This is a genomic window from Nonomuraea sp. NPDC023979 (genome assembly GCF_040639085.1).
In the GTDB taxonomy this organism is placed as follows: domain Bacteria; phylum Actinomycetota; class Actinomycetes; order Streptosporangiales; family Streptosporangiaceae; genus Nonomuraea; species Nonomuraea ceibae.
The window spans coordinates 13342-33875 of record NZ_JBEZZG010000016.1; the positions used below are offsets into that span (position 1 = coordinate 13342).

General features: G+C 69.3%; 25 protein-coding genes. 13 read left to right on the forward strand and 12 right to left on the reverse strand.

The window, feature by feature from the left end; all coding sequences use genetic code 11:
- Positions 1–85: 85 nt before the first annotated feature.
- From AB0G11_RS25945 to AB0G11_RS25975, 7 genes are all read left to right on the forward strand, one after another.
- A complete protein-coding gene (locus AB0G11_RS25945; protein ID WP_357588732.1) occupies positions 86–304 on the forward strand; it encodes a hypothetical protein in 219 nt (72 codons plus the stop codon).
- 81 nt (positions 305–385) lie between these two features.
- Positions 386–643 (forward strand): hypothetical protein, encoded by a 258-nt coding sequence (locus tag AB0G11_RS25950; protein WP_357588734.1) that lies wholly within the window; start codon positions 386–388, stop codon positions 641–643.
- A gap of 54 nt (positions 644–697) precedes the next feature.
- Complete coding sequence (locus AB0G11_RS25955; protein ID WP_357588736.1) at positions 698–928, forward strand: hypothetical protein; 231 nt, start codon at positions 698–700, stop codon at positions 926–928.
- A 31-nt stretch (positions 929–959) separates the two neighbouring features.
- Positions 960–1100, forward strand: a complete 141-nt coding sequence (locus tag AB0G11_RS25960; RefSeq protein WP_357589153.1) for a hypothetical protein — start codon at positions 960–962, stop codon at positions 1098–1100.
- Entirely contained in the window at positions 1097–1594 is a 498-nt protein-coding gene (locus AB0G11_RS25965) for an HAD domain-containing protein (RefSeq protein WP_357588738.1), read from the forward strand. Before AB0G11_RS25960 ends, AB0G11_RS25965 begins: the two co-directional genes overlap by 4 nt.
- Before the next feature lie 84 nt (positions 1595–1678).
- Positions 1679–1969, forward strand: coding sequence for a hypothetical protein (locus AB0G11_RS25970; protein WP_357588740.1), 291 nt, complete (start codon positions 1679–1681; stop codon positions 1967–1969).
- 3 nt (positions 1970–1972) lie between these two features.
- Entirely contained in the window at positions 1973–2308 is a 336-nt protein-coding gene (locus tag AB0G11_RS25975) for a hypothetical protein (protein ID WP_357588742.1), read from the forward strand.
- 209 nt (positions 2309–2517) lie between these two features.
- On the opposite strand, the gene AB0G11_RS25980 is transcribed toward AB0G11_RS25975, so the two are convergent.
- The 11 genes from AB0G11_RS25980 to AB0G11_RS26030 all read right to left on the reverse strand — a co-directional run bounded on the left by AB0G11_RS25980 (position 2518) and on the right by AB0G11_RS26030 (position 11245).
- The gene (locus AB0G11_RS25980; RefSeq protein ID WP_357588743.1) at positions 2518–3021 is read right to left on the reverse strand and encodes a DUF1643 domain-containing protein; all 504 of its coding nucleotides are present in this window, start codon (positions 3019–3021) and stop codon (positions 2518–2520) included.
- Positions 3018–3317, reverse strand: a complete 300-nt coding sequence (locus AB0G11_RS25985) for a hypothetical protein (RefSeq protein ID WP_357588745.1) — start codon at positions 3315–3317, stop codon at positions 3018–3020. The genes AB0G11_RS25980 and AB0G11_RS25985 overlap by 4 nt, the downstream gene beginning before the upstream one ends.
- Positions 3317–3448: a hypothetical protein gene (locus AB0G11_RS25990; RefSeq protein WP_357588747.1), complete on the reverse strand. Its 132-nt coding sequence runs from the start codon at positions 3446–3448 to the stop codon at positions 3317–3319. Before AB0G11_RS25990 ends, AB0G11_RS25985 begins: the two co-directional genes overlap by 1 nt.
- A gap of 385 nt (positions 3449–3833) precedes the next feature.
- Positions 3834–4559: a hypothetical protein gene (locus AB0G11_RS25995; RefSeq protein ID WP_357588748.1), complete on the reverse strand. Its 726-nt coding sequence runs from the start codon at positions 4557–4559 to the stop codon at positions 3834–3836.
- A gap of 85 nt (positions 4560–4644) precedes the next feature.
- Positions 4645–5202 (reverse strand): hypothetical protein, encoded by a 558-nt coding sequence (locus AB0G11_RS26000; protein WP_357588750.1) that lies wholly within the window; start codon positions 5200–5202, stop codon positions 4645–4647.
- Between the two features lie 82 nt (positions 5203–5284).
- Positions 5285–5776, reverse strand: a complete 492-nt coding sequence (locus AB0G11_RS26005) for a hypothetical protein (RefSeq protein ID WP_357588752.1) — start codon at positions 5774–5776, stop codon at positions 5285–5287.
- Between the two features lie 55 nt (positions 5777–5831).
- On the reverse strand, positions 5832–6641 hold the full coding sequence (locus AB0G11_RS26010) for an ATP-binding protein (RefSeq protein ID WP_357588754.1): 810 nt from the start codon (positions 6639–6641) through the stop codon (positions 5832–5834).
- Entirely contained in the window at positions 6638–7801 is a 1164-nt protein-coding gene (locus tag AB0G11_RS26015; RefSeq protein WP_357588756.1) for a hypothetical protein, read from the reverse strand. Before AB0G11_RS26015 ends, AB0G11_RS26010 begins: the two co-directional genes overlap by 4 nt.
- A complete protein-coding gene (locus AB0G11_RS26020) occupies positions 7798–7944 on the reverse strand; it encodes a hypothetical protein (RefSeq protein WP_357588758.1) in 147 nt (48 codons plus the stop codon). Before AB0G11_RS26020 ends, AB0G11_RS26015 begins: the two co-directional genes overlap by 4 nt.
- A gap of 656 nt (positions 7945–8600) precedes the next feature.
- Positions 8601–9821 (reverse strand): hypothetical protein, encoded by a 1221-nt coding sequence (locus AB0G11_RS26025; protein ID WP_357588760.1) that lies wholly within the window; start codon positions 9819–9821, stop codon positions 8601–8603.
- 428 nt (positions 9822–10249) lie between these two features.
- Positions 10250–11245 (reverse strand): Rad52/Rad22 family DNA repair protein, encoded by a 996-nt coding sequence (locus AB0G11_RS26030; RefSeq protein WP_357588762.1) that lies wholly within the window; start codon positions 11243–11245, stop codon positions 10250–10252.
- A gap of 196 nt (positions 11246–11441) precedes the next feature.
- Here AB0G11_RS26030 and AB0G11_RS26035 point away from each other — a divergent pair, with 196 nt between their 5' ends.
- The 6 genes from AB0G11_RS26035 to AB0G11_RS26060 all read left to right on the forward strand — a co-directional run bounded on the left by AB0G11_RS26035 (position 11442) and on the right by AB0G11_RS26060 (position 15349).
- On the forward strand, positions 11442–12122 hold the full coding sequence (locus AB0G11_RS26035) for a hypothetical protein (protein ID WP_357588764.1): 681 nt from the start codon (positions 11442–11444) through the stop codon (positions 12120–12122).
- 416 nt (positions 12123–12538) lie between these two features.
- The gene (locus AB0G11_RS26040; protein ID WP_357588766.1) at positions 12539–13270 is read left to right on the forward strand and encodes a nuclease-related domain-containing protein; all 732 of its coding nucleotides are present in this window, start codon (positions 12539–12541) and stop codon (positions 13268–13270) included.
- A 167-nt stretch (positions 13271–13437) separates the two neighbouring features.
- The gene (locus AB0G11_RS26045) at positions 13438–13860 is read left to right on the forward strand and encodes a hypothetical protein (protein WP_357588768.1); all 423 of its coding nucleotides are present in this window, start codon (positions 13438–13440) and stop codon (positions 13858–13860) included.
- Positions 13861–13926: 66 nt separating this feature from the next.
- The gene (locus AB0G11_RS26050; protein ID WP_357588770.1) at positions 13927–14706 is read left to right on the forward strand and encodes a GNAT family N-acetyltransferase; all 780 of its coding nucleotides are present in this window, start codon (positions 13927–13929) and stop codon (positions 14704–14706) included.
- Between the two features lie 68 nt (positions 14707–14774).
- A complete protein-coding gene (locus tag AB0G11_RS26055) occupies positions 14775–14945 on the forward strand; it encodes a hypothetical protein (RefSeq protein ID WP_357588772.1) in 171 nt (56 codons plus the stop codon).
- The gene (locus tag AB0G11_RS26060; RefSeq protein ID WP_357588774.1) at positions 14942–15349 is read left to right on the forward strand and encodes a hypothetical protein; all 408 of its coding nucleotides are present in this window, start codon (positions 14942–14944) and stop codon (positions 15347–15349) included. Before AB0G11_RS26055 ends, AB0G11_RS26060 begins: the two co-directional genes overlap by 4 nt.
- A gap of 75 nt (positions 15350–15424) precedes the next feature.
- Here AB0G11_RS26060 and mobF read toward each other — a convergent pair whose 3' ends face one another.
- Positions 15425–20083, reverse strand: a complete 4659-nt coding sequence (gene mobF / locus AB0G11_RS26065) for a MobF family relaxase (protein ID WP_357588775.1) — start codon at positions 20081–20083, stop codon at positions 15425–15427.
- Positions 20084–20534: the final 451 nt, after the last annotated feature.

Consider the following 20534-nt stretch of genomic DNA (forward strand, 5'->3'; position numbering starts at 1 on the left):
GGCCCCAGCCCGACCAGCAGTCGCCCGGAGTGCGAGACCCGGGACGGGCGCCACAGACAAGACCCTTCGACCCGAGGAGCCTCACATGGCCGAGACCCGCACCGAGTACGCCGTCCAGTCCACACAGCTCCGCCACGGCCGCCGCAAGGTCGTCGTCGAGGCGGATCCCGGCCGCCTGACCGACCGCGCCTGGAACGAGCAGCGCGCCAAGGATGAGCGGAAGCGGCAGCAGAGCGCCGGCCTCACCCCGGACGCGGTACTCCTCGCCCGCACCGTGACCGTCAGCGACTGGTACGCGATCTGACCAGCGCCGCCTTCCTGGTCCCGGTCCTCTACCGGACCGGGGTCACCAACCCTCAACCCCTCAACGAGCAAGGAGCCCGAGATGCCGAAGTACAGAGTCCAGATGGCCCGCGTCACCTGGCTGACCGCCAACGTCGAGGCAGACAACGAGGACGAGGCGCTGGAGAAGGCGCATGGAATCGCCCCGGCGTTCACTGCGCGGGAATGCGGCTGGGGCTCGGTAGACAAGTGGACTGCTGATGCCGACGAGTGGCAGCCCCTCGACAAGTTCTACGCCGCGTTCGGCGAGTACGACCCTGAACAGCATGGCCTCGTGATCGAGTGCGCCGACTACGTCTGACCCCTGGCTCCGGGACTCCCTTCCCGGAGCCCCCTCACCTACAGGAGCAACGACATGGACAAGCCGCCCACGAACAAGTGGCGGGTCAAGGTCGGAGACGCGGAGCCCAAGGGCTTCCGCTCCGAGAACAAGGCTTATGAGTTCGTCCGCGAACACCTGCCGTCTGGTGCCCGGGCCGTGGTCCATAGCTGGGAGCGCGGGCGGTGGGGTCTGTACGAGGAGTTCGACCAACAGCCTCCCGACGACGGCGCTGACGCCGCCGACCGGCGTCTCGCAGACAACTGACCGCCCAACCTCTGAACGGAGAACCCGACCGATGAGCGAGAGCCGCATTGGAAGGCCCGCCCAACAACGCTGGCGCTCGGTCAACGCGCCCCACCTGGTTGCGCTGGTGCGTGCTGGAGCCCGCTTCGAACGCGGCGTCCTCGTCGAGCGCGACGAGGTCACCGCGGCATGACCAGCCACACCGAACGCCCGCTGCTCTTCCTCGACGTCGACGGACCGCTTCTCCCGTTCGGTGAGGACCCTCATGGTGAACCGCTGGCCATTACACCCGAATCGCACTTGGCGCGGCTCACCGCCGAGGTGGGGCGTCGGCTGGCGGCGCTGCCCTGCGATCTCGTCTGGGCCACCACCTGGGAAGAGGAGGCGAACGCCGTCATAGCATCCCGAATTGGGCTGCCACGCCTGCCAGTCGTGATCTGGCCGGAGCCATCCGGCGAGCATGAACGCGAGGATCAATGGTTCAGGCTCTGCTGGAAGACCCGGACCCTGGTGACCTGGGCGGCTGGACGCCCGTTCGCCTGGGTCGACGACGAGATCACCGACGCCGATCGCAACTGGGTCTCCACACACCACAGCGGTCGGGCACTCCTTCACCACGTGGAGCCATTCCGAGGACTCGTCGACGAAGACTTCGCAGTCCTCGATCAATGGCTTCGAGCCCCGTGATTCAATCACCCGCGATCCACAGGATTTGACAATTGCTCGCGGGAGAGGGCGCTACCCAAGACCATCACCGACAAGGAGAGATCCGTGGACCTCAACGACTTCACCGAAGACGAGTACGAGGCGCTGTCCGAGCAACTGCCCAGCGCTGAGGAGATGACCGTGGAGTTCGCGGTCCTCTACTGGCACCGAGGCGAGCGGTACGTGGAGGGCCCGTTCTCGCGTCGCCTCGCCGAGATCAAGGCCAGAGATAGGGGCGGGCGGATCGCCGAGCGAACCAAGACCGTGGACTACGGGTTGTGGACGCCTGTGGACAACCGTCTCGCCGAGTTCGACAAGGCGACCGAGCTGGGCGCCTCCCTCTCCGAGGAGGGCTGACCTGTGGCACACCAGAAGCCGAAACCCTCGCCTCACACGATCGCCCGCGCGGCGTTCCAACGCGTGTGCGGCATCGCCTCGGCCCCATGGGAAGCAATCGCCCCCGCCATGGCCGCCGACCTGAAGGCAGCCTCCTACCTGCGCGACCGGACGGTGGCAGGTGCTGAAGCGGCAGAAAAGACGATCCGGACCGCGATCTGGGTCAGCGGCATCGTCCCGCTCGGCGGCGACATCGACGGTGCTCACGCAGGCGACGTGGCTGACCTCGCGCTGCGGGCGCTGTCTGCCACTGATCAACTCACCCGTCGCGCTGTCGAGCGCCTGCCCGAGGAGGTCTGACCCCGTGCCTGAGACCCGAGAGCCGAAGCGCATCCGCCGCGAGCGAAAGAAGGGCTGGAGCAAGCCGGATGGCTGCGTGATCGTGGACCGCACGTCCCAGTACGGAAACATGTTCGCCGTCCGCGCATGCGATCGACGAGGGCCTGCCTCAGGGACGTGAACGCGGGGAGCCCTCGGGAAACTCCCGAGGGCTCCAGAGGCATCCGATGTCAGCCGCGTGAACGATCTGGCCCGTACGGCTGCGGCCGCAGCCCTTTCAGCAGGTACAGCGGGTGCCGAGGTCGGCCGTCCTTGGACAGCGCCAGCGCGCAGAGCCGATCCATGCCGGGCAGAGCGAGCACCTGCTCGACGCGCCACGACTCAGCGCGGACGCCCCACCCGGCCACGAGCGGCGCTCCAGCCTCGGCGGCCCGCGCGGCCGCCGAGGCCAAGAACTCGTCGTTGATCGGCCCGACCGGGTCAGCGACCTCCCTCAGCTGGCCCGGGTCGGCGGTCCGCCAGGCGTAGAGGTTGACGAGCTCGATGCCGCCCCACCCCCACGCGCGGGCGAACCCGGCGCACCGCCGTACGGTCGGATCGTCGGTGAGCGCGTCAGCCGTGGACGGGTTCAGCAGCACCCACGCTGCGAGCGGTGCATCCGACCATCGGCGCACCAGCTGGTAGCGGTATCGTCTGCAGCCGGACATGACCGCGCCGACTTTCGGGTGAGTCATTTGCCCTCCCGCCACTTAGCCCCGGTGCTGCCGCCCAGCTCCGCAAGGAGTTTGATCAGCGGCAACATCACTCGAGCTTCCCCGGTAGCGCATACCAGGATGTCGCGCTGCAGGTATCGAGACCTGGACTCCTCCAGGTAGATGACCGCGCCGTCCCGGCGTGCTGTCTCCGCCGCGCGGGTGAGGCGGCTGACCTTGTGGATGGGTACCTCGATCACCAGGTGATCGAGGGTGACCGTGGCGTCCGGACGGTCTTCCAGCTTGGAGATGAGATCCCACAGCGACCCGCCGGCCATCACGCCCACCTCCGCCCATCGGGCGGCGCGTAGCCGCTGTCGGCGGTGAGCAGCACCTGCCGTCGGGAGGGGAGTGCGAGCACGACCTGGGCCAGGTTATCGGGGGAGCTGGGCGGTGCAGGCATGTGCATGTCCCGCTCCGTCGCGAACGGAGTCCCCAGGCTCGCGGGTGGACGGGCGAGCGTGTCCGGGTAGGCGGGGTCGGCATACTGTGCGGACGGGAGCCGGCGGGCGGAGCCTGGCTTCGAGGTCAGGCATGAATCTACAAAGTACAGGTGGCTGCATCGGTACGAGTCTTCAGCTTCAATCACTCTGCGGCACCTCAGTGGCGAGCGTTTCCTGCATCGATGTCCAGGGATCTGCGTCAGTGTCCGGTACAGGGGGTAGCGGGGGAGCGGCCGGCGAAGCCGGTCCCCCGCTAGGTTGTGCGTTGCCGCCCCCTGTACTTTGTAGATCGTGCCGATGGGCATGACACCGCGGGTGGCGCCGGGTAGGCCGGTTGGCCGCGCGTTGTGGTTAGGCACGGCGGCTGTCCTTGTCCCACAGGGGGCGGGTCCAGGCGAAGCCGGTGAGGATGACGCCGTCGTGGCAGTCGGCGCAGCTCCGGCCTTCGCAGGCGCCGCACTCGACGGGGAAGCGGCCCCGGATGGCGTCGGTGAACGCACGGATTCCGGTCTTCAGGGATCGGGGGGCGGCAGCGGTTTCGAGGCGCTGGCCGGGGTCGCTGTCGGCGAGGATGAGATGGCAGGCGGGGCAGGTGACGGTGTCGACGTCGCAGGGCCGGCCGGGCGGGTGGACGAGGGCGCCGCACAGGCTCTGCAGCTCTTCGCCGTACGCGGGCGGGGCGAGCAGGACGGCGTGGCGGTCGCCGGGGCCGCCGGTGGTGGGCGGTTCGGCCTGCAGTGCGGTGCCGATCGGGTAGCGGCGGCGGCTGCAGGTCAGGCAGTAGAAGTGGTCGCTGGGGTCGGCGGTCCAGTTGTGGATGGTGGCGCAGATGCGCGCGTCGGCCATGTTGGTGTGGTGGTAGGCCGAGCCGTAGTCGTGGTCGATGTAGGAGCTGCAGCCGGGGGTGGCGCAGGTGATGATGAGGCACGGCTGGGCGCGTTGGCCGATGGTGGTGCCGGCGGGGGTGCAGCCGTCGTGGCAGTGGGTGGCGGCCGCCTCGCGGGTGGGCCAGTGGTTTTCGCTGGTGTGGCCGCTGGGGTAGTGCAGGACCCAGCATGGGCGTTCGAGTGTGGTCACGTGATCTCCTGTCGTGTGCCCGGGTTCGCGTCCGGGGCTGCTTCGGTTGTAGTGGCCGGGGGGCTTGTGTCGCCGCGGGCGCTGGTCAGTGGATCGGGATGACGGTGCGGTGGCCGAGCAGCGTGGCGATCCGGTCGCCCCAGGTGGCGTCGATGAAGGTGTCGAGCTGCCGCTCCCAGTGGGGGATCAGCGGCGCGTGGACGGTCATGGTGACGACGAGGCGGCCGTGCTGGCCGGCGAGTGCCTCGCCGAGGCGGAGGCGGAGCCAGCCGGCGGCGGGCGAGCTCGGGGTGTAGGTGCTGAGGAGGTCCTCGACGACGACGACGGACGCGCCGGCGATGGTCCTGCTGGTGTGGCGGCACGAGTTGACGAGGCCGCTGGCCCAGCTGGCTTCGGTGCGGCCCTCGACGGTGAGGATGCCGGGCATGTTGAGCCGGTCGAGGTAGTGCCGGATTGCGGCGTGGGCGGTGAAGGTGCGGCCGGACTTGGGCGGCCCGATGATGAGCAGGGCGCCGGGGTAGGTGTCGTCGGCCCAGGCCCGGACGATGTCGGGGTGCTGGGGGGCGCGCAGGGCGCCGACGGTCGCTCCGGGGGTGAGGCCGACGACGGCGCCGTCGGTGGTGGCGAGGTAGTGCCGCAGCATGCTGGTCTGCTTTCTGTCGCTGGCCGGGTTCGCGTCCGGCTCGTCTTCTATTCTACGTGTTTGCCCTGTTCGGGCGTGGTTTTCAGTCGGTGAGCAGGCGGGCGAGTTGCTCCAGTTCGGGCTTGGTGAAGTGGCCGCGCAGCGCGGTGGCGAGAATGTTGAGGGGCGGCAGGTTCGGGCGGAGGTCGTGGGTGTATCCGAACACGTCATGCATGGTGGGGGTGTGGCCGAAAGCGGCGTGCCGGTCGGGGTTGAACAGCTCCCACTCGGGGTCGCAGTAGGCGGCCGCGTCGGGGGTGTCGTGGACGCGGCACCGCTGCTCGATGTGGCGCCGGTTGGCGGGCTCGGGCAGCGGGCCCATGACGGGCACCACCAGGTCCCCGACGTAGATGGTGCCGTAGCCGGCGACCTGGCCCTGGTCCCAGACGATGTTGCCGCAGCGGGCCTTGCGTGACTTGGCGACGCCAGTGCACATGCCGCCGTACATCCAGGCGTCATCCTCGGCCCGCTCGGGGTTGTAGACGACGGCCTGCTGTGCGCCGTTGATGGTCAGCAGCACGGGGGTGTTCCGCATGGTGATCTCTTCCTGTCGTGGCCGGGATCGCGTCCGGCGAGTGTAGCGGGCGGATCTAGAACGGGTCGACGTCGAACTGTGCGAGCTTCTGTCCCTCGATGACGGCGATGACCGCGTCCTCAATGAGCCGCTCCACGAGCGGGTCGCCGTAGAGTTCGACCAGCTTGCTGTAGGTGTAGTTCGTGGTGGTGACCAGGCGGCCTTCGTTGGCCAGCCGGTGCTCGGCGATCACATAGAGCTGTTCCTTGGTCCATTCAGTGATGCTTTCCTGGCCGACATCGTCGACGAGCAGGATGTCGGCGTCCCGGACCTCGTCCCATGCGGCCTGCTCCTCCTTCTCGCCGAACGTACCGCGCAGCGCCTTGTTGAGCACCGGCATGGACCAGGCGCTGACGTACAGGCCGCGGGCTCGGGCAGCGTTGCCGATCGCGTACGCGCTGTAGCTCTTGCCGTGGCGGCTGGGGCCGCGCATGAGCAGCTGGAGGTGGGGGCCGTCCAGCCAGCTGGTGATGGCGTTCTCGACCTTGGTCCGGCTGGTGATGTGCGTCCCGGTCGGGTCCTGCTGGGGATGCAGCCTGTCCAGGGACGCGTCCCGGTACTTCGGCGGGCAGCGCCGGTGCCATAGCCGGGCGCGGCCGGCCTCGCGTCGCCGCTGGGCGTCGTCGAACTCTTCCTGGTCGGCGCGCTTCCCGCTGACATCGGTTCTCTGGATCTCGTCGGGTGTCGGCTTGCGTCGGCCGAGGGCCAGCGCGCGGACGTGCTCGGGCATGCGGCCGATCAGCGGCGCCACGTCCGCGGTGCTCGTCGTGGTCGATTCGATCTGGTTGACGGGGACGTGGCGGGACTGGCGCGCGGGGGCGGTCATCGGCTGCCTCCAGCCGTCGTGGGGGGCTCGCCGAACGCGGCGGCGATCCGGTCGCGCTCGGCCTGGTCGACGTCGTCGATGTGGACGCGGGGGGCTTGGCGGCCGTACCGGCTGTAGCGGTCGTCGGGGACAGTGCCCTGTACTTGGTGCAAGGCGCGCTCGAACGCTCCCCAGGTCGGGACCGTGTTCTTGGAGCTGTGGAACGCGGTCTGGATCGCGGCCTGGATCTGCTTGGGCGTTGCCTTGGAGATCAGGGCGGGCACGAACAGGCCGTCGGTGAGCACCCAGAACGGCGTGCGCTTGGATCCGGATGTGGCTTTGCGTGATCGGTCAATGACGGTGATGTTGTTGTCGGCGAGTTTTTGGAGCCACCACGAGGCCAGCCATTTCGCGTACGGCAGGGCCTCGTCTCGGCTGGTGGGCGGGGTTGTCAGCGGCGGCAGCTCCTTGCCGGTCTTGGCGTCGTTGGGTGACTCGTGCTCGTCCGCGGCGGCCTGCGGCTCGGGTATGCCATCGATGACCTGCTGGCCATCGGGCTGCGCGGCGGACTCCTGAGCGTTAGCGAAGGAGTCCGAACCTTTCAACCCTTTCTGGAAGTGGTTTCTCTTTAGGTGAGCTTCTGGTTGCACCGCCCCCGTGCAATCTGTTGCGCCCCTAGGGGTGCAATCTGTTGCGCCCTCCCTGGGCGGTGCATCTGACTGCACCCTCTCGGTTCCGGCCCCCTCGGCCCCCGGTGCAATCTGTTGCGCCCCCTCCGCGGATGCCTTGGTCGCGTCCGGCTTGTTCTTCTTTGGTCGGTATTGGCGCTCGCCCGGAGGTAGCGGGTTGAAGTGGAGTTTGTACCGGTTGTTGTCCTGCGAGCCGTCGGGCGCGAACTGCGGCGTGATCGTCAGATAGCCCTCGGCCTGAAGCCGCTCAAGCGCACTGTCGATCGTGCGGACGCTCTTGATCTCGAGTATCTCGGCGAGCCTGCGACGGCCCGGAAACTTGCGCTCGCTGCGGTCGACGCGGAAGGCGAACCACAGCAAGATGCCGTAGATCCGGATGTCGAGGGGCTGGATGCTGGGGTTGAACAGCATGGTGTCCGGGATCATCCGGAAGCCGTCAGGCCCGTCGACCTCGATTCGGCCGCCCTCGCTGAAATCGCGCTTGGAGGTCATGGCGTCACCGCCGCGATAAGGTCGGTCTTGATGGCATCGGCCAGGGTCGATGCCATCCGGAGGGTCTGCCTCGTGGCGTCAGTGCCGATGTGGTCGGTCAGGTCGGCGGCCGTGGATCTGCTGGTGTGCGGCGCCCGCAGCATGAGCGGGCACGTTCTGAGCTCGTGCGGAAGCCGCGCCGGCTGACGGTGGGTGGCGGCCCGAACAGGTGCGTCCGTACGGGGACAAACGGGGGATTCCGGCATGTCGGGGTGTGGAGCGCGGCCGTTTCCGGGTACGCTGAACACACCTCTCATCAGATCAGACATTTCGCGTAGTCCTTGTCGAGAGAGTCTGGTGGGGGTCGGGTGGCCGCTCGGGGGGTGAAGCCTCGGCGGTGACCGCCAGCGAGGAATCGCGGGGTGGTGGCAGTTGGTTGACAACCGAGTTGGCGCTCGGCGGTTGACCTGCCGCCACCCTTCCTCATTTTCATTGGTGTGGCTGGCACCACAGCGGCCCTGAGGTCCAGGTGATGGACGGCGCGCCGGTTTGCACGCAACCCGCACCAGAGTGTGCAGACGGCGCAGACCCTGCACATCAGACATCGCGCCCAGGTGGCCACCAGATGGTTGGCGGAGGAGAAACCATGAGCACCTGCCGCGCCTAGGGTGGACAAGGTTCGCCCCGGTGACGCGGGTCAACAGGTCCGTCTGGCTGGCCACCCGGGACGCGGAGCTGTCGTCCGCATACGGGCTTGGCACCGCCAGCGCGGCGTCCTTCGTGGGGCCGGGCTTCATCGCGGGTGTCCCACTCCGAGTGGTCATGCCGCCGGGACTTTCACCAGAACGGCGATCGGGCGGGGAGCGGCTGGGGCGACGGGAGTGACGGTGGGCCGGAACTCGTACTTGCGGCCCACCCGCACGCGCAACAGGCGCTCGACGAGCACGGCAGGATCCCGGTCGGGGGACTCCAGCCAGTCCAGCCATACGCGGCTGATCGCCGCTTGCCACCTTGTGGTGTTGCGCGAGGGGCGGGAGGCATCGGTGTAGGACCACACGGTGCCGTCGGCGGCCCTGTAATGGCCGTCGGGGATGCCGCGCAGCAGCTCGCGGAACCGGTCATAGTCCCGGCGCGTGGCCTTGCGGGCGTCGTCGACTTCCCGGTAGCGGGCCAGCGCCCACGCGGTGATCGGCTGATTAGCGGGTGCGGCGGGGTCCGCGCCGCAGATCGTGTAAGACTCCGGCGAGCGGCCAGCGGCTTCGGCCGCCTCGACGTTCCAGCAGTGCAGCCGCCCACGGCAGCGCTCACGGCAGATGCCGTTGGTCGCCGGGCCGGTGTAGTCCTCACCGCGCGGCAGCTCCAATCCGGCATCCAGGGCGGCGGCCATGGCGCGCAATCTGCCGACCACAGCGGACGCTGCGGCGTGATCGTAGGGGATCAGGTAGCGGCGTACCTGGCCGGTCTCCCGGTGGATGTACTCCAGCTCCAGCTCGGCGACCAACTTGCCCTCGCAGGTCTTGGCGTAGCCATAGGCCAGCAGCTGGTCGACGTCGCCTCGCCACGGCTGGGCCTCGACCATGTCCCATTTCCAGCTACCGCAGCTCTTGCAGTCGGTGATGCGTCCGAGCGGCTCGTCGTACTGGTCGATTCGGGAGGGTTCCTCAGCGATACCGGGAATGGTGACCGGCTGCTCGTACTCGCGCCACGGGTACAGGTGAGCGCGGGCGGCGGCAATCTCGGCGTGCAGGGCGGAGCCAAGCGTGGCCTCGTCCTCGGTCGTGGGTGCCGGAACGAAGCCGGGCGGCGGGTTGATGCGGTACCAGATCGAGCGCGGGCAGGCTCCTGCGTCGGAGGCGTGCAGGGCCTTGCGAGCTGGGCTGGACAACGCATAGACCGTGGCCAGGTCGTGTATCGGGTTGGAGGATGCGGCCGCGAGCATCTGCTCTGCAGCCTGCTCGGCCGGGTCCCGTGCGAAGCGGCTGCACCCGGTCGGCTGATGTCCGCCGGTATGCCGATCGCCCGAATGGGCCGCTTGAGCCACGCCGCACCGGCACAGGACGCTGTCGCCGCGCCATCCTGACTGCAGCAGGTCGCGGGCAGCATTGTGAATGGCGGCGTGGCGTCTGCCACGAGGAGGTCGCATACGCATTTCCTGTCTGGCCCGGGTCGCAAGGCGGGCCGATCTGCAGGGTGGGGCCTGCTGCTGAATCCTTCGTCCACAACGGCTGGGACAGGGGACGGCAGCGCCCCGATATGTGTTTGTAGTGGTACTTACGGCGTTGGATGAAGCTGTGTGACTAGAGTGCAGGTCGACAACACTCTATGACAACCCCCTCTCGCCAGAGGCCGAGCGGTCCTCAACTTTTGGGCCGCCGCGAGCTCCATCCGGCCCGGTGCGATGCCGGCGGGCCCTGTTCGGCGTGGGCCCGCCAGCGTCTCCACCAGCGCGACGGCGTTCCTGCTGCTACATCATTCGATCAACGAATCCGGATCGCAAGCCAGCAGCTCCTCCAGCGGGGCAACGTCGCTTCGGGCCTGATAGCGGTCGGCGGCGACATGATGGCCACGCAGCCGCAGTTGCAGGACCACCATGTGCCGCATCGGGATCAGCAGGTCCGCCAGATCCCGCACAGGGACCTCAGCCGGTTCCGCACCCTCCAGCCGGGTCCGTATGGCCACCGGCAGCCGGGGCGCCTGCCGCCCCATCCATTCCAGTTCGGCCAGCAGGAGGGTGCGCTGCTCATCCTCGCTCCGCTCGACGTGCTCGGTGGCGCCGGGTTCTGCCTCGTCACGGGAACTCTGCGCGGCAACGAAGGCGCGCAGCCGGGCAATCTCGGATGGGTCGTCAGGGTCCGCACCGGGCATCTCATCGGCCAGTTGCGGCGGCGTCCCCTCCAGTAGATCCGTCTCCGGCCCGTCTTCGGCGCCGCCGCCGTCGTGTCTGGCGAGCTCCGTCTCCAGGGTCTTACGGACGATCGGCCGCAGATCGCCGCCGTTGTACAGGCTCAACCCGAACTGATCACCCAGTGCCGCCGCCGCCCGCTTGAGAGCCAGGGTGATCGCCGACGTCTTGGCCAGCCGGATGGCTCGGGCCCGGCCGCGCTCGGCTGCGGCCTCAGCCACGTTCTCCTCATCGACCACCGCGACCAGCAGGCCATCCCAGTTCCTGATCACGAGCCGCACGTGCCCGGTGGCGACGGCGTCGAAGTGCCCCGTAGCACCTCCGTCCATCCGGGATGGTTCGCAATAGTCCAGCACAGCGTGGGAGTAGTAGTCCCATCCGCCGAAGCCGAAGATCCTTGTCAGGTGCGCCTTGATGTCCTGGCCTGCGGTGGCTGGATGCCCGTCTACCTCAATGACTCGGCCCGGGTCGATCGGTCTGAGCAACGCTCGGACCTGAGCCGGGTGAAGCCGGCCTCGTGCAGCGTTGAGATCGGGAATCGGCCATGTCGTGGGATCACTCATCGTGCTCCTGTCCGGCCCAGGTCGCGTTGGGCTCGTGGTGGTGCGACGTCGAGGGGATCACACCACCCCCGACGTTTGTAGCCGTGCTTACAGCATAGGGGAGGGTAGTGGATCACGCCATCCTGGCACCTGCCTCTACACTGGAGGCCACCACAAGGGGCAGCGACCCCCCGGGCATGACAGGAAGGTGCTTATCATGGCAGGTCGGCCGCCGCGCGAGCTCACCGACAACGAGCGGCACCAGCGCGACGCCCTGATCGAGATGGCGGAGGTCGACGGTCCAGGCTTCCTGCGCGATGTGCTGCTCTACTTGCGCGAGATGGCGCGTAAGCCCGACCCCTCTGCCCGGCGCATCTTCCGCGACATCGACCTGGTGGAGTACACCCACGAGGCCGTCACCCGGATCATGACCGACGCTCAGCAGCAGGTCGCCGTGGCCGATAACCCGCGCGCCCGGGCGGCAGCCACCGCCATGGTCGAGACCGCCGCTGCGGAACTGCGTGCGACCAGCAGCCGTGTCAAGGCTGCCCGCATGCGGGTGGCCGAGAGCAGTTCACGCCGCTGGAGCGAGCGCATCCTTGGCAAGGTTCACTTCAAGGAGCTGAAGTTCCTGGAGAACCTCAAGGCGGAGGGAGTCGGCGCCGAAGAAGCCGAGCGCCGGCTCCAGGAGGCGCTGGCCGATGAGGATGGACTGCCTCGCTACAAGTACCGCGATCGTGCCGCCCAGCTGCTCGGCCGGCTGCTGCGCGAGCAGCGCAACGAACTCGCAGCGTTGCTGGCGGAGGGGATGCGCCCGCAGGAGGCCTTGAACATCATTGAAAAGCGTCTGGCCCGCCGCTATGGCGGGCCAGACACTCAGGGCGAGGACCACCCCTAGCCGAGCAGCGGCCGCGATGCACGACGTCCTCTCGGTGACGCAGGTGGGTCTACGGCAATGCGACGTACCTCTCACCGACCACTCGCGCATTCATGTCCCGGCGGGTTGCCCCGTTAAGACCGTCCCGACAGAGAGGCGCGGCGCCCCGAGCGGCCCTGGAAAGGGGCGCTCCAGACGGTCACCAGGTCATGAACACCTTGTTGTCGTCACACGAGGAGGTGGCCCCCGCGCGTCACATCATAGGCGATTCATCCATCCCGCGATGATCGTACGGGGATGGGCAGCTGGTCTTTCGCTCAAGGTGCTGGCCCAGCTCTCGTGACGGGGTTGTATCCGCCCAGGTGCGGCCTGCTTTACGAGAGTTTCGGCGAACGTCATGCTGAGCGAACAGGCGCAGAATGACGGAGGAGGTCGTCATGGCCTTGCCCAAGTCATCGGCCGGCACGTCGGCCAAACGCCGCTACCGATCCTTGCGGGCGGCAGGGCGTGCTCGCCGCTGGCTGACTCGGCTGGCGATCGCGGTCGTCGCCGCCGTGGCGGTGGGGTGGCTCTGGACTGAATGGGCTGGGCTGATCGCCGCGGGCCTGGCTGTCCTGGGCGACCTGGTGCGTCATCGGCGGGCGCACTCTCCGGCGGCGGCCTGGCGCAAGGGCGCGGCCGGCGAGCGGGCCACCGCCCGCCGGCTCCGAGCGCTGGAGCTGGCCGGCTACATCGTGCTTCACGACCGCGCACTGCCCCACTCCCGCGCCAACGTGGATCACCTGGTGATCGGGCCGGCTGGGGTGTTCGTCATCGACTCGAAGAAGTGGCATCGCCGCACGACGATTCGAGCTGCGGCGGGAACCCTGTGGGCCGGCAAGATTCCGCTCGAGCACGTGGTGCGCCCGGTGATAGCGGAAGCTCGCCAGGTCAGCCGGGAACTGACGCGAGCTCTTGGCCGGCCGATAGATGCCGTGCCCGTAGTTGCGGTGCATGGCGCCCGCCTGCCCCGCTGGCGTGTGATCACCGTCCGTGGCGTGCCGGTGATGCGGGCATCTCGGCTGCGTCGTTGGATCGCTGGCCGTGCACGAGGAGGCCGACAGGACGAGACGGCGGTGCTGGCCGCGGCGGCATCGAACGCCTTTCCGCCGTACGTTGAATCCGATTAGGGGTGCCGGTGAGAAACGTGTCATGCGCCCCAAACGGGGGCGTTGGCCCTGCTCAGCGTGGGGCTCAGCCGCTGCCAAGGAGATTTGGGGAGAGCCATTGTCCGCGACACATAGCGCCTGGTTAGAGCGGAAGACGGGAAGCTTGCGCAAGGCGTAGCGTCGCCGGCGTGGCAGCTGACAGCGGCGAGTGGGACACCCGCCATCAAGACAACATGATCGATCTGGTCGATGATCTGGCCGAGCTGGACGCGGCGCTGCTGGCGAAGCTCGATCCGGTGGACCGGGCCCGGCAGGTGCGGGCCCGGCAGGCGCTGTGGCTGTATGCCGACGCGATGTGGGATGCGGTCAAGGCCACCAAACCGGGCGAGGGCACTCCGGCCGCCCGCAACCCCTACAACTGCGTGGCCGCGCTGCGCGACCTCGCTGACGCGCTGCGCAGCGGCGGGGAGGAGGCGCAGCGGGTGGCCGGCGACCCCGACCCCGATCTCGGCGACGACACCGGGGACGTCGCCATGTGGGCCGAGCGGTTCGGCGCGACCGGGATCGACCTGCCCGTCTACACCCTGCCGGATCTCGCTCCAGGCGCGTAGAACGACCCGGGACCTTCCGGGCCCATTCCAGGGGTTGCGGCAGCAGACGTCTGAAGGAGTGGTGCGGTGAGCAAGGGCAGCCGGTTGAGGGCACGCAAGAAGCCCGAGGCGTTGAGCGAGCAGAATCTGATCAACGGCTGGTCCGACGCCGCCGGTGTGCGGATCCGGCAGGCCCGGGCCGGCGATCTGCCGGCACTGGCCGAACTGGTGCCGCTGGCCGGCGTCCGGATCGAGGAAGTGCTACGCGAGGCGGTGACGGCCGACGTCGCGGGCGCCGCCCTGCGCAGCGGGTTGCGCGGCGGTGCCGGCGCCTTCCACCGGCATCTGGCCGAGCAGTTCGCGCGCCACTTCGACGATCCGCTGCAGGCCTATCTGCATGCCGCGCTGGTGCTGGTCGCCGAGCATCCGGGCCGGGGGATCGTCGGCACGCTGATCGCCTACCCGCCCATCAACGTGGCCGACGATCACCTGCGGGTCCTTCCGGCTGGCGCGGATGCTCGGCGCGAAGCGCAGCGGCGGGTGGTGATGCTCGGCGCGATTGGCCTGGCGAAGATCAAGGCGGTGGCGGTGGCCGAGAGCGAACGCCGCCGCGGGATCGGTGCGGCGCTGCTCAGGCGCTGCCGGCAGATCTACGTGCACTGCGGCTACCTGCTACTGTACGGCGCGATGCCGCCCACGCCCGGGCTCGGCGCCTTCTACCGCCGCCAGGGCTTCGACGTGATGGAGGCCGGCGCGCCAATGGACATGTGGATGGTCTTCGGCGTGCATTCCAGCATCCTGCCTGGTGCCGACGAGCGCTTCTTCTTCCGCCGTTTCCCGCCGGGCAGCGTGCACCGCGGCGGGTAACCGGATTCGCGGTGCGCCCGTTGTCAACGTTTGGAGCTTTTGGGGCGTCTGTTCTTCAGGAGGCGTTTGTGAAAGTTCTGAACGACGGCTTGGAGGAGGACGTGATGATGGCGTTGCTCCTCATCGAGGCCCTGCACGACGAAGCGGAGCGGCTGACCCAGACTGCGGCCAGCCGCGCGAAGCCCCAGGATGGCGCGCCCGTGCCTGCGCGCTGCTCAGCCTGGGGGGTGGGAGCATGACCACGAGCGAATCGGCGACCGTGACCCGGGTGTGCCCGACCTGCCGGGCCACCGGCTTGGTGACCGACGACACGGTGGGCACCCTGTGGACCGAGAACGGGGTGACTATCGAGCAGTTCCACGCCGCGGACTGCGCGGACTATCTCGCCCAGCATGCGCGGCTGATGGAGGGCGCCGAGCGGGCACGCCTGGCCGAGGAACGGGCCCGGGAGCTGTTCCCCGAGGCGCACGCCCGGTTCCGGACCGCGTTGCAGGCGTTGCCCACCGATGAGGCCGGCCCGTTCGCCGCGGCGCTGGCCGAGCTGGTCGCCCTGCAGGCGCGCCGGTTCTACGGTCACGGCGGGTTCGTCATCCTGCCGGAGTGGGCCGACGTCCTGGACCGGCATTTCCCCGCTGGTCAGTGACGCCTTCAGGCCCTCACCCGCCCTCGGGCCCGCCCCGGGATGCGATCAGGGCCCGCGCGTCGACGTCGATGGGGATCAGTCCGCGGTGCGCTCCCTGTCGGCCCCATCGCGGTCACGCACGTCCTGATCGAGGCCTCGGGCCCGAGCGTTCTCCGCCCGGTGACGGCCGCTATCCGGGTGGGTGATCCCGGGCTCGCTGAGAGCGCGCGCCGTCCGGTCTGCGTGCGCCGCCCGGACGGCCTGCTCAACTTCCCGGCGATCCGCGGGAAGCGCGGCACGTCGATCTCTCTCCGCCTGAACTGCCACAAGCTCTTCACGCACCTCGGCGTGGGCGTGACGGGCGGCCTCGATCTGCTGCGCCGCGGTGGTGGTGTCACGAAGGCGGGCCTGGCGCTGAGCGGAGTCGAAGTCGAGGGTCAACGCGTCATAGCGCTGCCTTACCAGCGGCCAGGTGACTGGTGCCGCCGCCTGCTCGACCGCCTGCCGCGCTTCCCGTTGCACCTCGGTGGCCTGCTGGCGCGCTTGAGGCAAAACCTCGTCCAGGTGGGCCTGCCGCTGACGAAGTTCGGACAGCTCGGCGGCTAGCTCGCGGTTGCGCGCTCGCTGCCAGGGCCGCAGCGCATCGAGTTCGGCCGTGATGGTCTGCTCGCGTTGGCGTAGCTCGTTGAGCCGCTCGGCGGTCTGAGTCACCGCCCGTTGCGCGCGCTGTTGCAGTTCCACGGCAACGGTGGCGGCGTCGATGCGGCGTATCTGCTCGGCGAGCCGGTCACGTGTGGCCAGGAGTTCCCGCTCGGCGGGCCCGCCGCCGCCCCGGGCGTAGCGGTCGCGCTCTTGTTCGGCGGCCTGCAGCCGGTCGGCGGCGGCGGTGAGCTGCTCGGCGAGCTCGTGCAGGCGTGCGTCGAGTTCGGCCTCCGCCAGCAGGCCGACCCCGTAGCGGGTCCGCGCCAGCGCCAGTTTGGCGCTGGCGCGGCGCACCGCGTCGCGCGCCTGGGTGCTGGCGTCACGGTCAGGGCCGTGCTGCCGCGCCGGGGCGGGGGATCGGCCGGGTGCGGCCGCGAGGTTCTCGATGGCCGGCGATGCGGTATCGCCGTCGCGGATGGGTGCTGGCGGTGCGAGTCCGCGGCCCAGCCCGGTCAGGGCGTGGTGGGCTGAGCGCCATGCGGCCACGCTCTCCGCGGCCAGCCACGCCGGCGGTTGCGCGGGCGGAACCGGAACGCCGAACGCCTCACCGTAGGAGGCTGCCACGCCGGCTCGTACGACCCATTCATGCCGCAGCAGAGGATCAGCGGGGACCTCGCCGAGCCGGTCAAGGGCCCAGGTCGGCGGGTCCTGGGCGGCGCGCTGCCCAAGGTCCTCGATGCGCTGGTCCATCTGCTCCGCCAGCTCAGTGGCGAAGCGGTGCAGCTCCGGCTCATCCAGGCGGGGCGTGCGTTCGCTCCAGCGCCACTGCAACGGCCCTTCATCGGCCTGAGCGCGGGAGGCACGCGCCGAGAGCTGCTCAGTCTCGGTGGTCATGAGCCGCCGGAGACGGTGACGGAGGACCTGGGCGATGGAGTCGACACCGTCGAAGCTCCGCGAGCGGACCGCCTTGCGGACCAGCTCGGCGCTGTCGTGATCGCCCAGATCGGCTTGGTGCAGCAGAGCGTACAGAGACCCTTGGGCTGGGTCCTGTCGCAGGCGGGCGTGCAGGTCCGGCCCGAGTTCGGCGGCCAGCACCTGCTCGTAGCGGCGGCGGGTGGCTGCAGAGATGGCGTCCGTCCACATCGCCAGCAGGTGGGCCATGTGGCTGACGCGATCACTTTCCCCGCGCAGCGCTTCGATGGCCGCGGGGGTGGCGTCGTCACGTTCGAGGATGTCGGCCAGCACGGTGAGCGCGGTCCGTGTCGGGGCGCCGGGCGCCGGGTCGGGGCCGGCCAGCTGTTCGGCGGAGCGGCTGCCGTCGCGCAGATCGGCGGCGGTGCGCACGCCGACGTCGACGTAGGCGAGGTTGGCGCGGCGCCCGCGCGTCATCATCACGTACAGCATCTGCAGAGAGACTCGGCTGTCGATCAGGGCACGGGCCGCGTCGACGGTGCGGCCCTGGGCGGCGTGCACGGTGGAGGCGTAGCCGAGTTCGACGTGCTTGGCGACGTAGCCCGCGGGCAGGTAGACGGGCCGGGCCGGGTCGCCGCCGGGATGGCGGCGGCTGGCCAGGTGGGCGACGAGTGACCCGTCTGCGTGGATCTCTTGGACGACGAGCTCGTCACGGTTGGACAGGGTGCGCCGGCTGACGCCGATCCGGATCTTCGTGTTGGCGCGGGCGGTGACCAGGTCGCCGATGCCGGCGACGTTGCCGTCGTGCAGGGTGAGCCCGTGGGCGGTGACCTGACCTTGGCGGACGCGTTCGGCGCGCACCCGGGCCGACAGTTCGGCGGCGTCGGCGTTGGAGGGGGCCAGCAGCAGAGCCCGCCGTCCGGCGGCGCGGTCGCCGAGGTAGTCGGTCACCAGCTGGCTGGTGACCTGCTCCCGATCGCCTTCGATGATGCGGTTGTGCTCGTCGTAGTCGTGCAATGCCGCCACGTCGGCGGCGCGCAGCTTCAGTGATGCGGCGCGCTCCCACTGCGTCCGCATGCGTTCGACCACGGTGAGCACGTGCGAGCCGGCGTCGGCGGCCAGGACCCGCATCAGGCCGCCCGCTTCGATCGACGACAGCTGGCGGGTGTCGCCGGCCCACACGACCTTGGCCCTGGCTTTGGCCGCGATCTTCTGGATGGCGGCCAGGTCCGCGGTGGAGACCATGGACGCCTCGTCGACGACGATCAGCGTTCCCGGTTCCACGTCGAATTTGCCGGCCTCGATCAGGGTGAGGAACCGGCGGATGTTGAAGGCTTGCTGGAAGCCTTCTCCGGCCAGCACGTAGCTGGCGTTGCTGGACAGGGTCAGCCCGATTGAGCCGGCTCCTTGGGTGGCCCGCCACAGGCTGGTCAACTGGGCCAGGACGAAGGATTTTCCGGACCCGGCAGGTCCTTCGAACACGTCGACGGCGCGCCCGCTGGAGGCGATGCCCGCGATGGCGGCGGCCTGGTCCTCGCGCAGTCCGCGCCCGCCGGACGGGGCCCGGCGGCGAGGTGCGAGCCAGTCCTCGACCTGCTCGGCGGGGATCGCCGGGGCGGTACGCTGCTTGGCCGCGGCCAGCAGGGCCTCTTCGGTGGCCAGTTGCTGGTCGGTGGTGAAGCGCTGCGCGCAAGGCGCCTCGTACATGCTGGATCCGTCGGCACGCCGCAGCTCGGCGGGCACCTCGACCAGGTCAGGGAGGTTGAGCAGCCGCACGCCGAACTTGTCGCGAAGGGCCTGATCGGTCAGCTCCTCCAGGAGCCGGCGTACGGCGACCGGCTCCAGGCCGCCCAGCGCGCCGGGCAGGTGCCGGTTGATCGCCCGCATCACCTCGAAGCGGGAGAAGACGGCTTTGGCTCGTTGGGCATCACGGATCGCGTTCGTCAGGATGTGTTCGATCTGCTCGTCGACGTCCCAGCCGGCCTGCCCGGCCGGGTCTGTCTGGACGGGGGCCGGGGGAGTGAGCACGCGCTGGGCGAGCTGGGCAGCGCGCGCGTCCTGGCGTTCCTGCGCCTCATCACGGCTGGGGTTCAGGGCGTGATCCGGGACGGTGCTGAGCGTGCCGGATTCGAGGTGGCGGGATTGGGCGAGCCACTGGTCCAGTTCGGCGGCGTGTGTCGGCGCCACCGCCTTGCTCTTGCGTCGCTTGGTCGCCCTGGTGGCGTACTGGGCCATGGAGAACAGAGCTCTGGCCGACGGTTCGCGTCCGTGCCGCTGCAGGTACTCGCCGCGAAGCTGGTCCAGCAGCCCTGATACTTCGACGCGCCGGGAGGAGAACTGGTCGATCAGGTCGTCGGCGATGCCCTCGACCTCGAGACCGTGGCCGTCTTGGCGGATCCGGGTCCGGATCGGCAGACGGCTCACCAGGTGCTCCCACATCACCCGCTCGGCCAGGGCGCCGGCCGCGGGCCGCACCGCGTGGATGGCCCGGCTGTCCAGGGTCCGCCACTTGCCGTCGATATCGCAGGGGACCCGGTTCAGGACGGGGTTGTGCACGTGCAGCTGGGGGTCGCCGTTGCGGGAGGTGTGCTGGCGGAAGCTGGCCACGACCCAGCGGGGGGCGTCTACCCATCGTCCGGTGGTGCGGCCTTCCACCTTCGGGCCGTGCCGCCCGGCCCGGCTGACTCCGCACACGTCCTGGTAGTACTCCAGCATCGCGGCGTTGCCGGCCATCACGGCGTCCCATACCTGCTCGGCTTGGGACTCCAGAGTGCGGGCGCGGGCCTCATGTCCCGCGTGCCGCTCGGTCGCCGCGCGCGCGAGCAGGCCGGCGTGCAGCAGGGTGACGGTCTTGGGCGGGCTGAAGGTCAGGTCCAGGAAGTAGACGGGCTTGCGGCCGCTGTCTTGCCGGTACTGGGTGGGCCGGTGCCCGAGGCGCGGCTTGTCATCTTCCGGCACTGCCGGGTCGTTGAAGGCAGGATCGCGCGGGTCGGCGAAGGTCCGGTACAGCCGCTCGAACGCCTCCGGGTTGACCGGCTCCCCCGGGGTGAAGCCCAGCTCGGCGCAGGCTCGCCCACTCCAGACGCCCGGCGGCTCTCCACGCTCGGCGTCATCGATTGATGACAGATAGTAGTTCTCGGCGCCCTTGCCTACCTGCCGGGTCAGATACCCGGGGTCGTACCCTAAGCCGATGCTCAGCATCGGGAGCCGGTCACCTCCTCGCGAGCCACGGGCGCGGAGACGGATGGGAACGGGGCCGAGGGTGGATCGGGCGAAAGATCGCCTAACACGGAAATTTAGCAAGATCAGTCAATGATGCCTAGGTGTGTGAAGCCCGATGATCGGGCTTCACACCTAGGCATAGGCAAGCGCGGCGGACGCTGCGCTTGCCACACTCCGCGACAGAGTTAACGCGGAAAGTCAACATCGCTGTGTTGAGACGGCGGGGGTGTGGGAGCTAGGGGAGGTGCGCGTGGCCGGCCACGCGCGGCCCGCGCGGGGCCTTCCCGCCCTGGGCTACCACGGGCGGGTCAGGATGGCTGCTTGACCTCTGCGCGATGAACCGCGCCGCGTGAGCCCGCATCAGGGCGGGACGCAAGATGGGACCGGCGAAGGGAGAACTCCGGGGAGTTCCAAGGTCGGAACCTTCGCC

What these genes read in the sequence shown, in the direction of transcription:
- AB0G11_RS26040 (WP_357588766.1), top strand. Translation starts at nt 12,539, where the DNA reads ATGGCCTTGCCCAAGTCATCGGCCGGCACGTCGGCCAAACGCCGCTAC.
- AB0G11_RS25965 (WP_357588738.1), top strand. Translation starts at nt 1,097, where the DNA reads ATGACCAGCCACACCGAACGCCCGCTGCTCTTCCTCGACGTCGACGGA.
- AB0G11_RS26010 (WP_357588754.1), bottom strand. Translation starts at nt 6,641, where the DNA reads ATGACCGCCCCCGCGCGCCAGTCCCGCCACGTCCCCGTCAACCAGATC.
- mobF (WP_357588775.1), bottom strand. Translation starts at nt 20,083, where the DNA reads ATGCTGAGCATCGGCTTAGGGTACGACCCCGGGTATCTGACCCGGCAG.
- AB0G11_RS26020 (WP_357588758.1), bottom strand. Translation starts at nt 7,944, where the DNA reads ATGCTGCGGGCGCCGCACACCAGCAGATCCACGGCCGCCGACCTGACC.
- AB0G11_RS26005 (WP_357588752.1), bottom strand. Translation starts at nt 5,776, where the DNA reads ATGCGGAACACCCCCGTGCTGCTGACCATCAACGGCGCACAGCAGGCC.
- AB0G11_RS26000 (WP_357588750.1), bottom strand. Translation starts at nt 5,202, where the DNA reads ATGCTGCGGCACTACCTCGCCACCACCGACGGCGCCGTCGTCGGCCTC.
- AB0G11_RS25980 (WP_357588743.1), bottom strand. Translation starts at nt 3,021, where the DNA reads ATGACTCACCCGAAAGTCGGCGCGGTCATGTCCGGCTGCAGACGATAC.
- AB0G11_RS25960 (WP_357589153.1), top strand. Translation starts at nt 960, where the DNA reads ATGAGCGAGAGCCGCATTGGAAGGCCCGCCCAACAACGCTGGCGCTCG.
- AB0G11_RS26030 (WP_357588762.1), bottom strand. Translation starts at nt 11,245, where the DNA reads ATGAGTGATCCCACGACATGGCCGATTCCCGATCTCAACGCTGCACGA.
- AB0G11_RS25945 (WP_357588732.1), top strand. Translation starts at nt 86, where the DNA reads ATGGCCGAGACCCGCACCGAGTACGCCGTCCAGTCCACACAGCTCCGC.
- AB0G11_RS25950 (WP_357588734.1), top strand. Translation starts at nt 386, where the DNA reads ATGCCGAAGTACAGAGTCCAGATGGCCCGCGTCACCTGGCTGACCGCC.
- AB0G11_RS25990 (WP_357588747.1), bottom strand. Translation starts at nt 3,448, where the DNA reads ATGCACATGCCTGCACCGCCCAGCTCCCCCGATAACCTGGCCCAGGTC.
- AB0G11_RS25955 (WP_357588736.1), top strand. Translation starts at nt 698, where the DNA reads ATGGACAAGCCGCCCACGAACAAGTGGCGGGTCAAGGTCGGAGACGCG.
- AB0G11_RS26035 (WP_357588764.1), top strand. Translation starts at nt 11,442, where the DNA reads ATGGCAGGTCGGCCGCCGCGCGAGCTCACCGACAACGAGCGGCACCAG.
- AB0G11_RS26015 (WP_357588756.1), bottom strand. Translation starts at nt 7,801, where the DNA reads ATGACCTCCAAGCGCGATTTCAGCGAGGGCGGCCGAATCGAGGTCGAC.
- AB0G11_RS26060 (WP_357588774.1), top strand. Translation starts at nt 14,942, where the DNA reads ATGACCACGAGCGAATCGGCGACCGTGACCCGGGTGTGCCCGACCTGC.
- AB0G11_RS25985 (WP_357588745.1), bottom strand. Translation starts at nt 3,317, where the DNA reads ATGGCCGGCGGGTCGCTGTGGGATCTCATCTCCAAGCTGGAAGACCGT.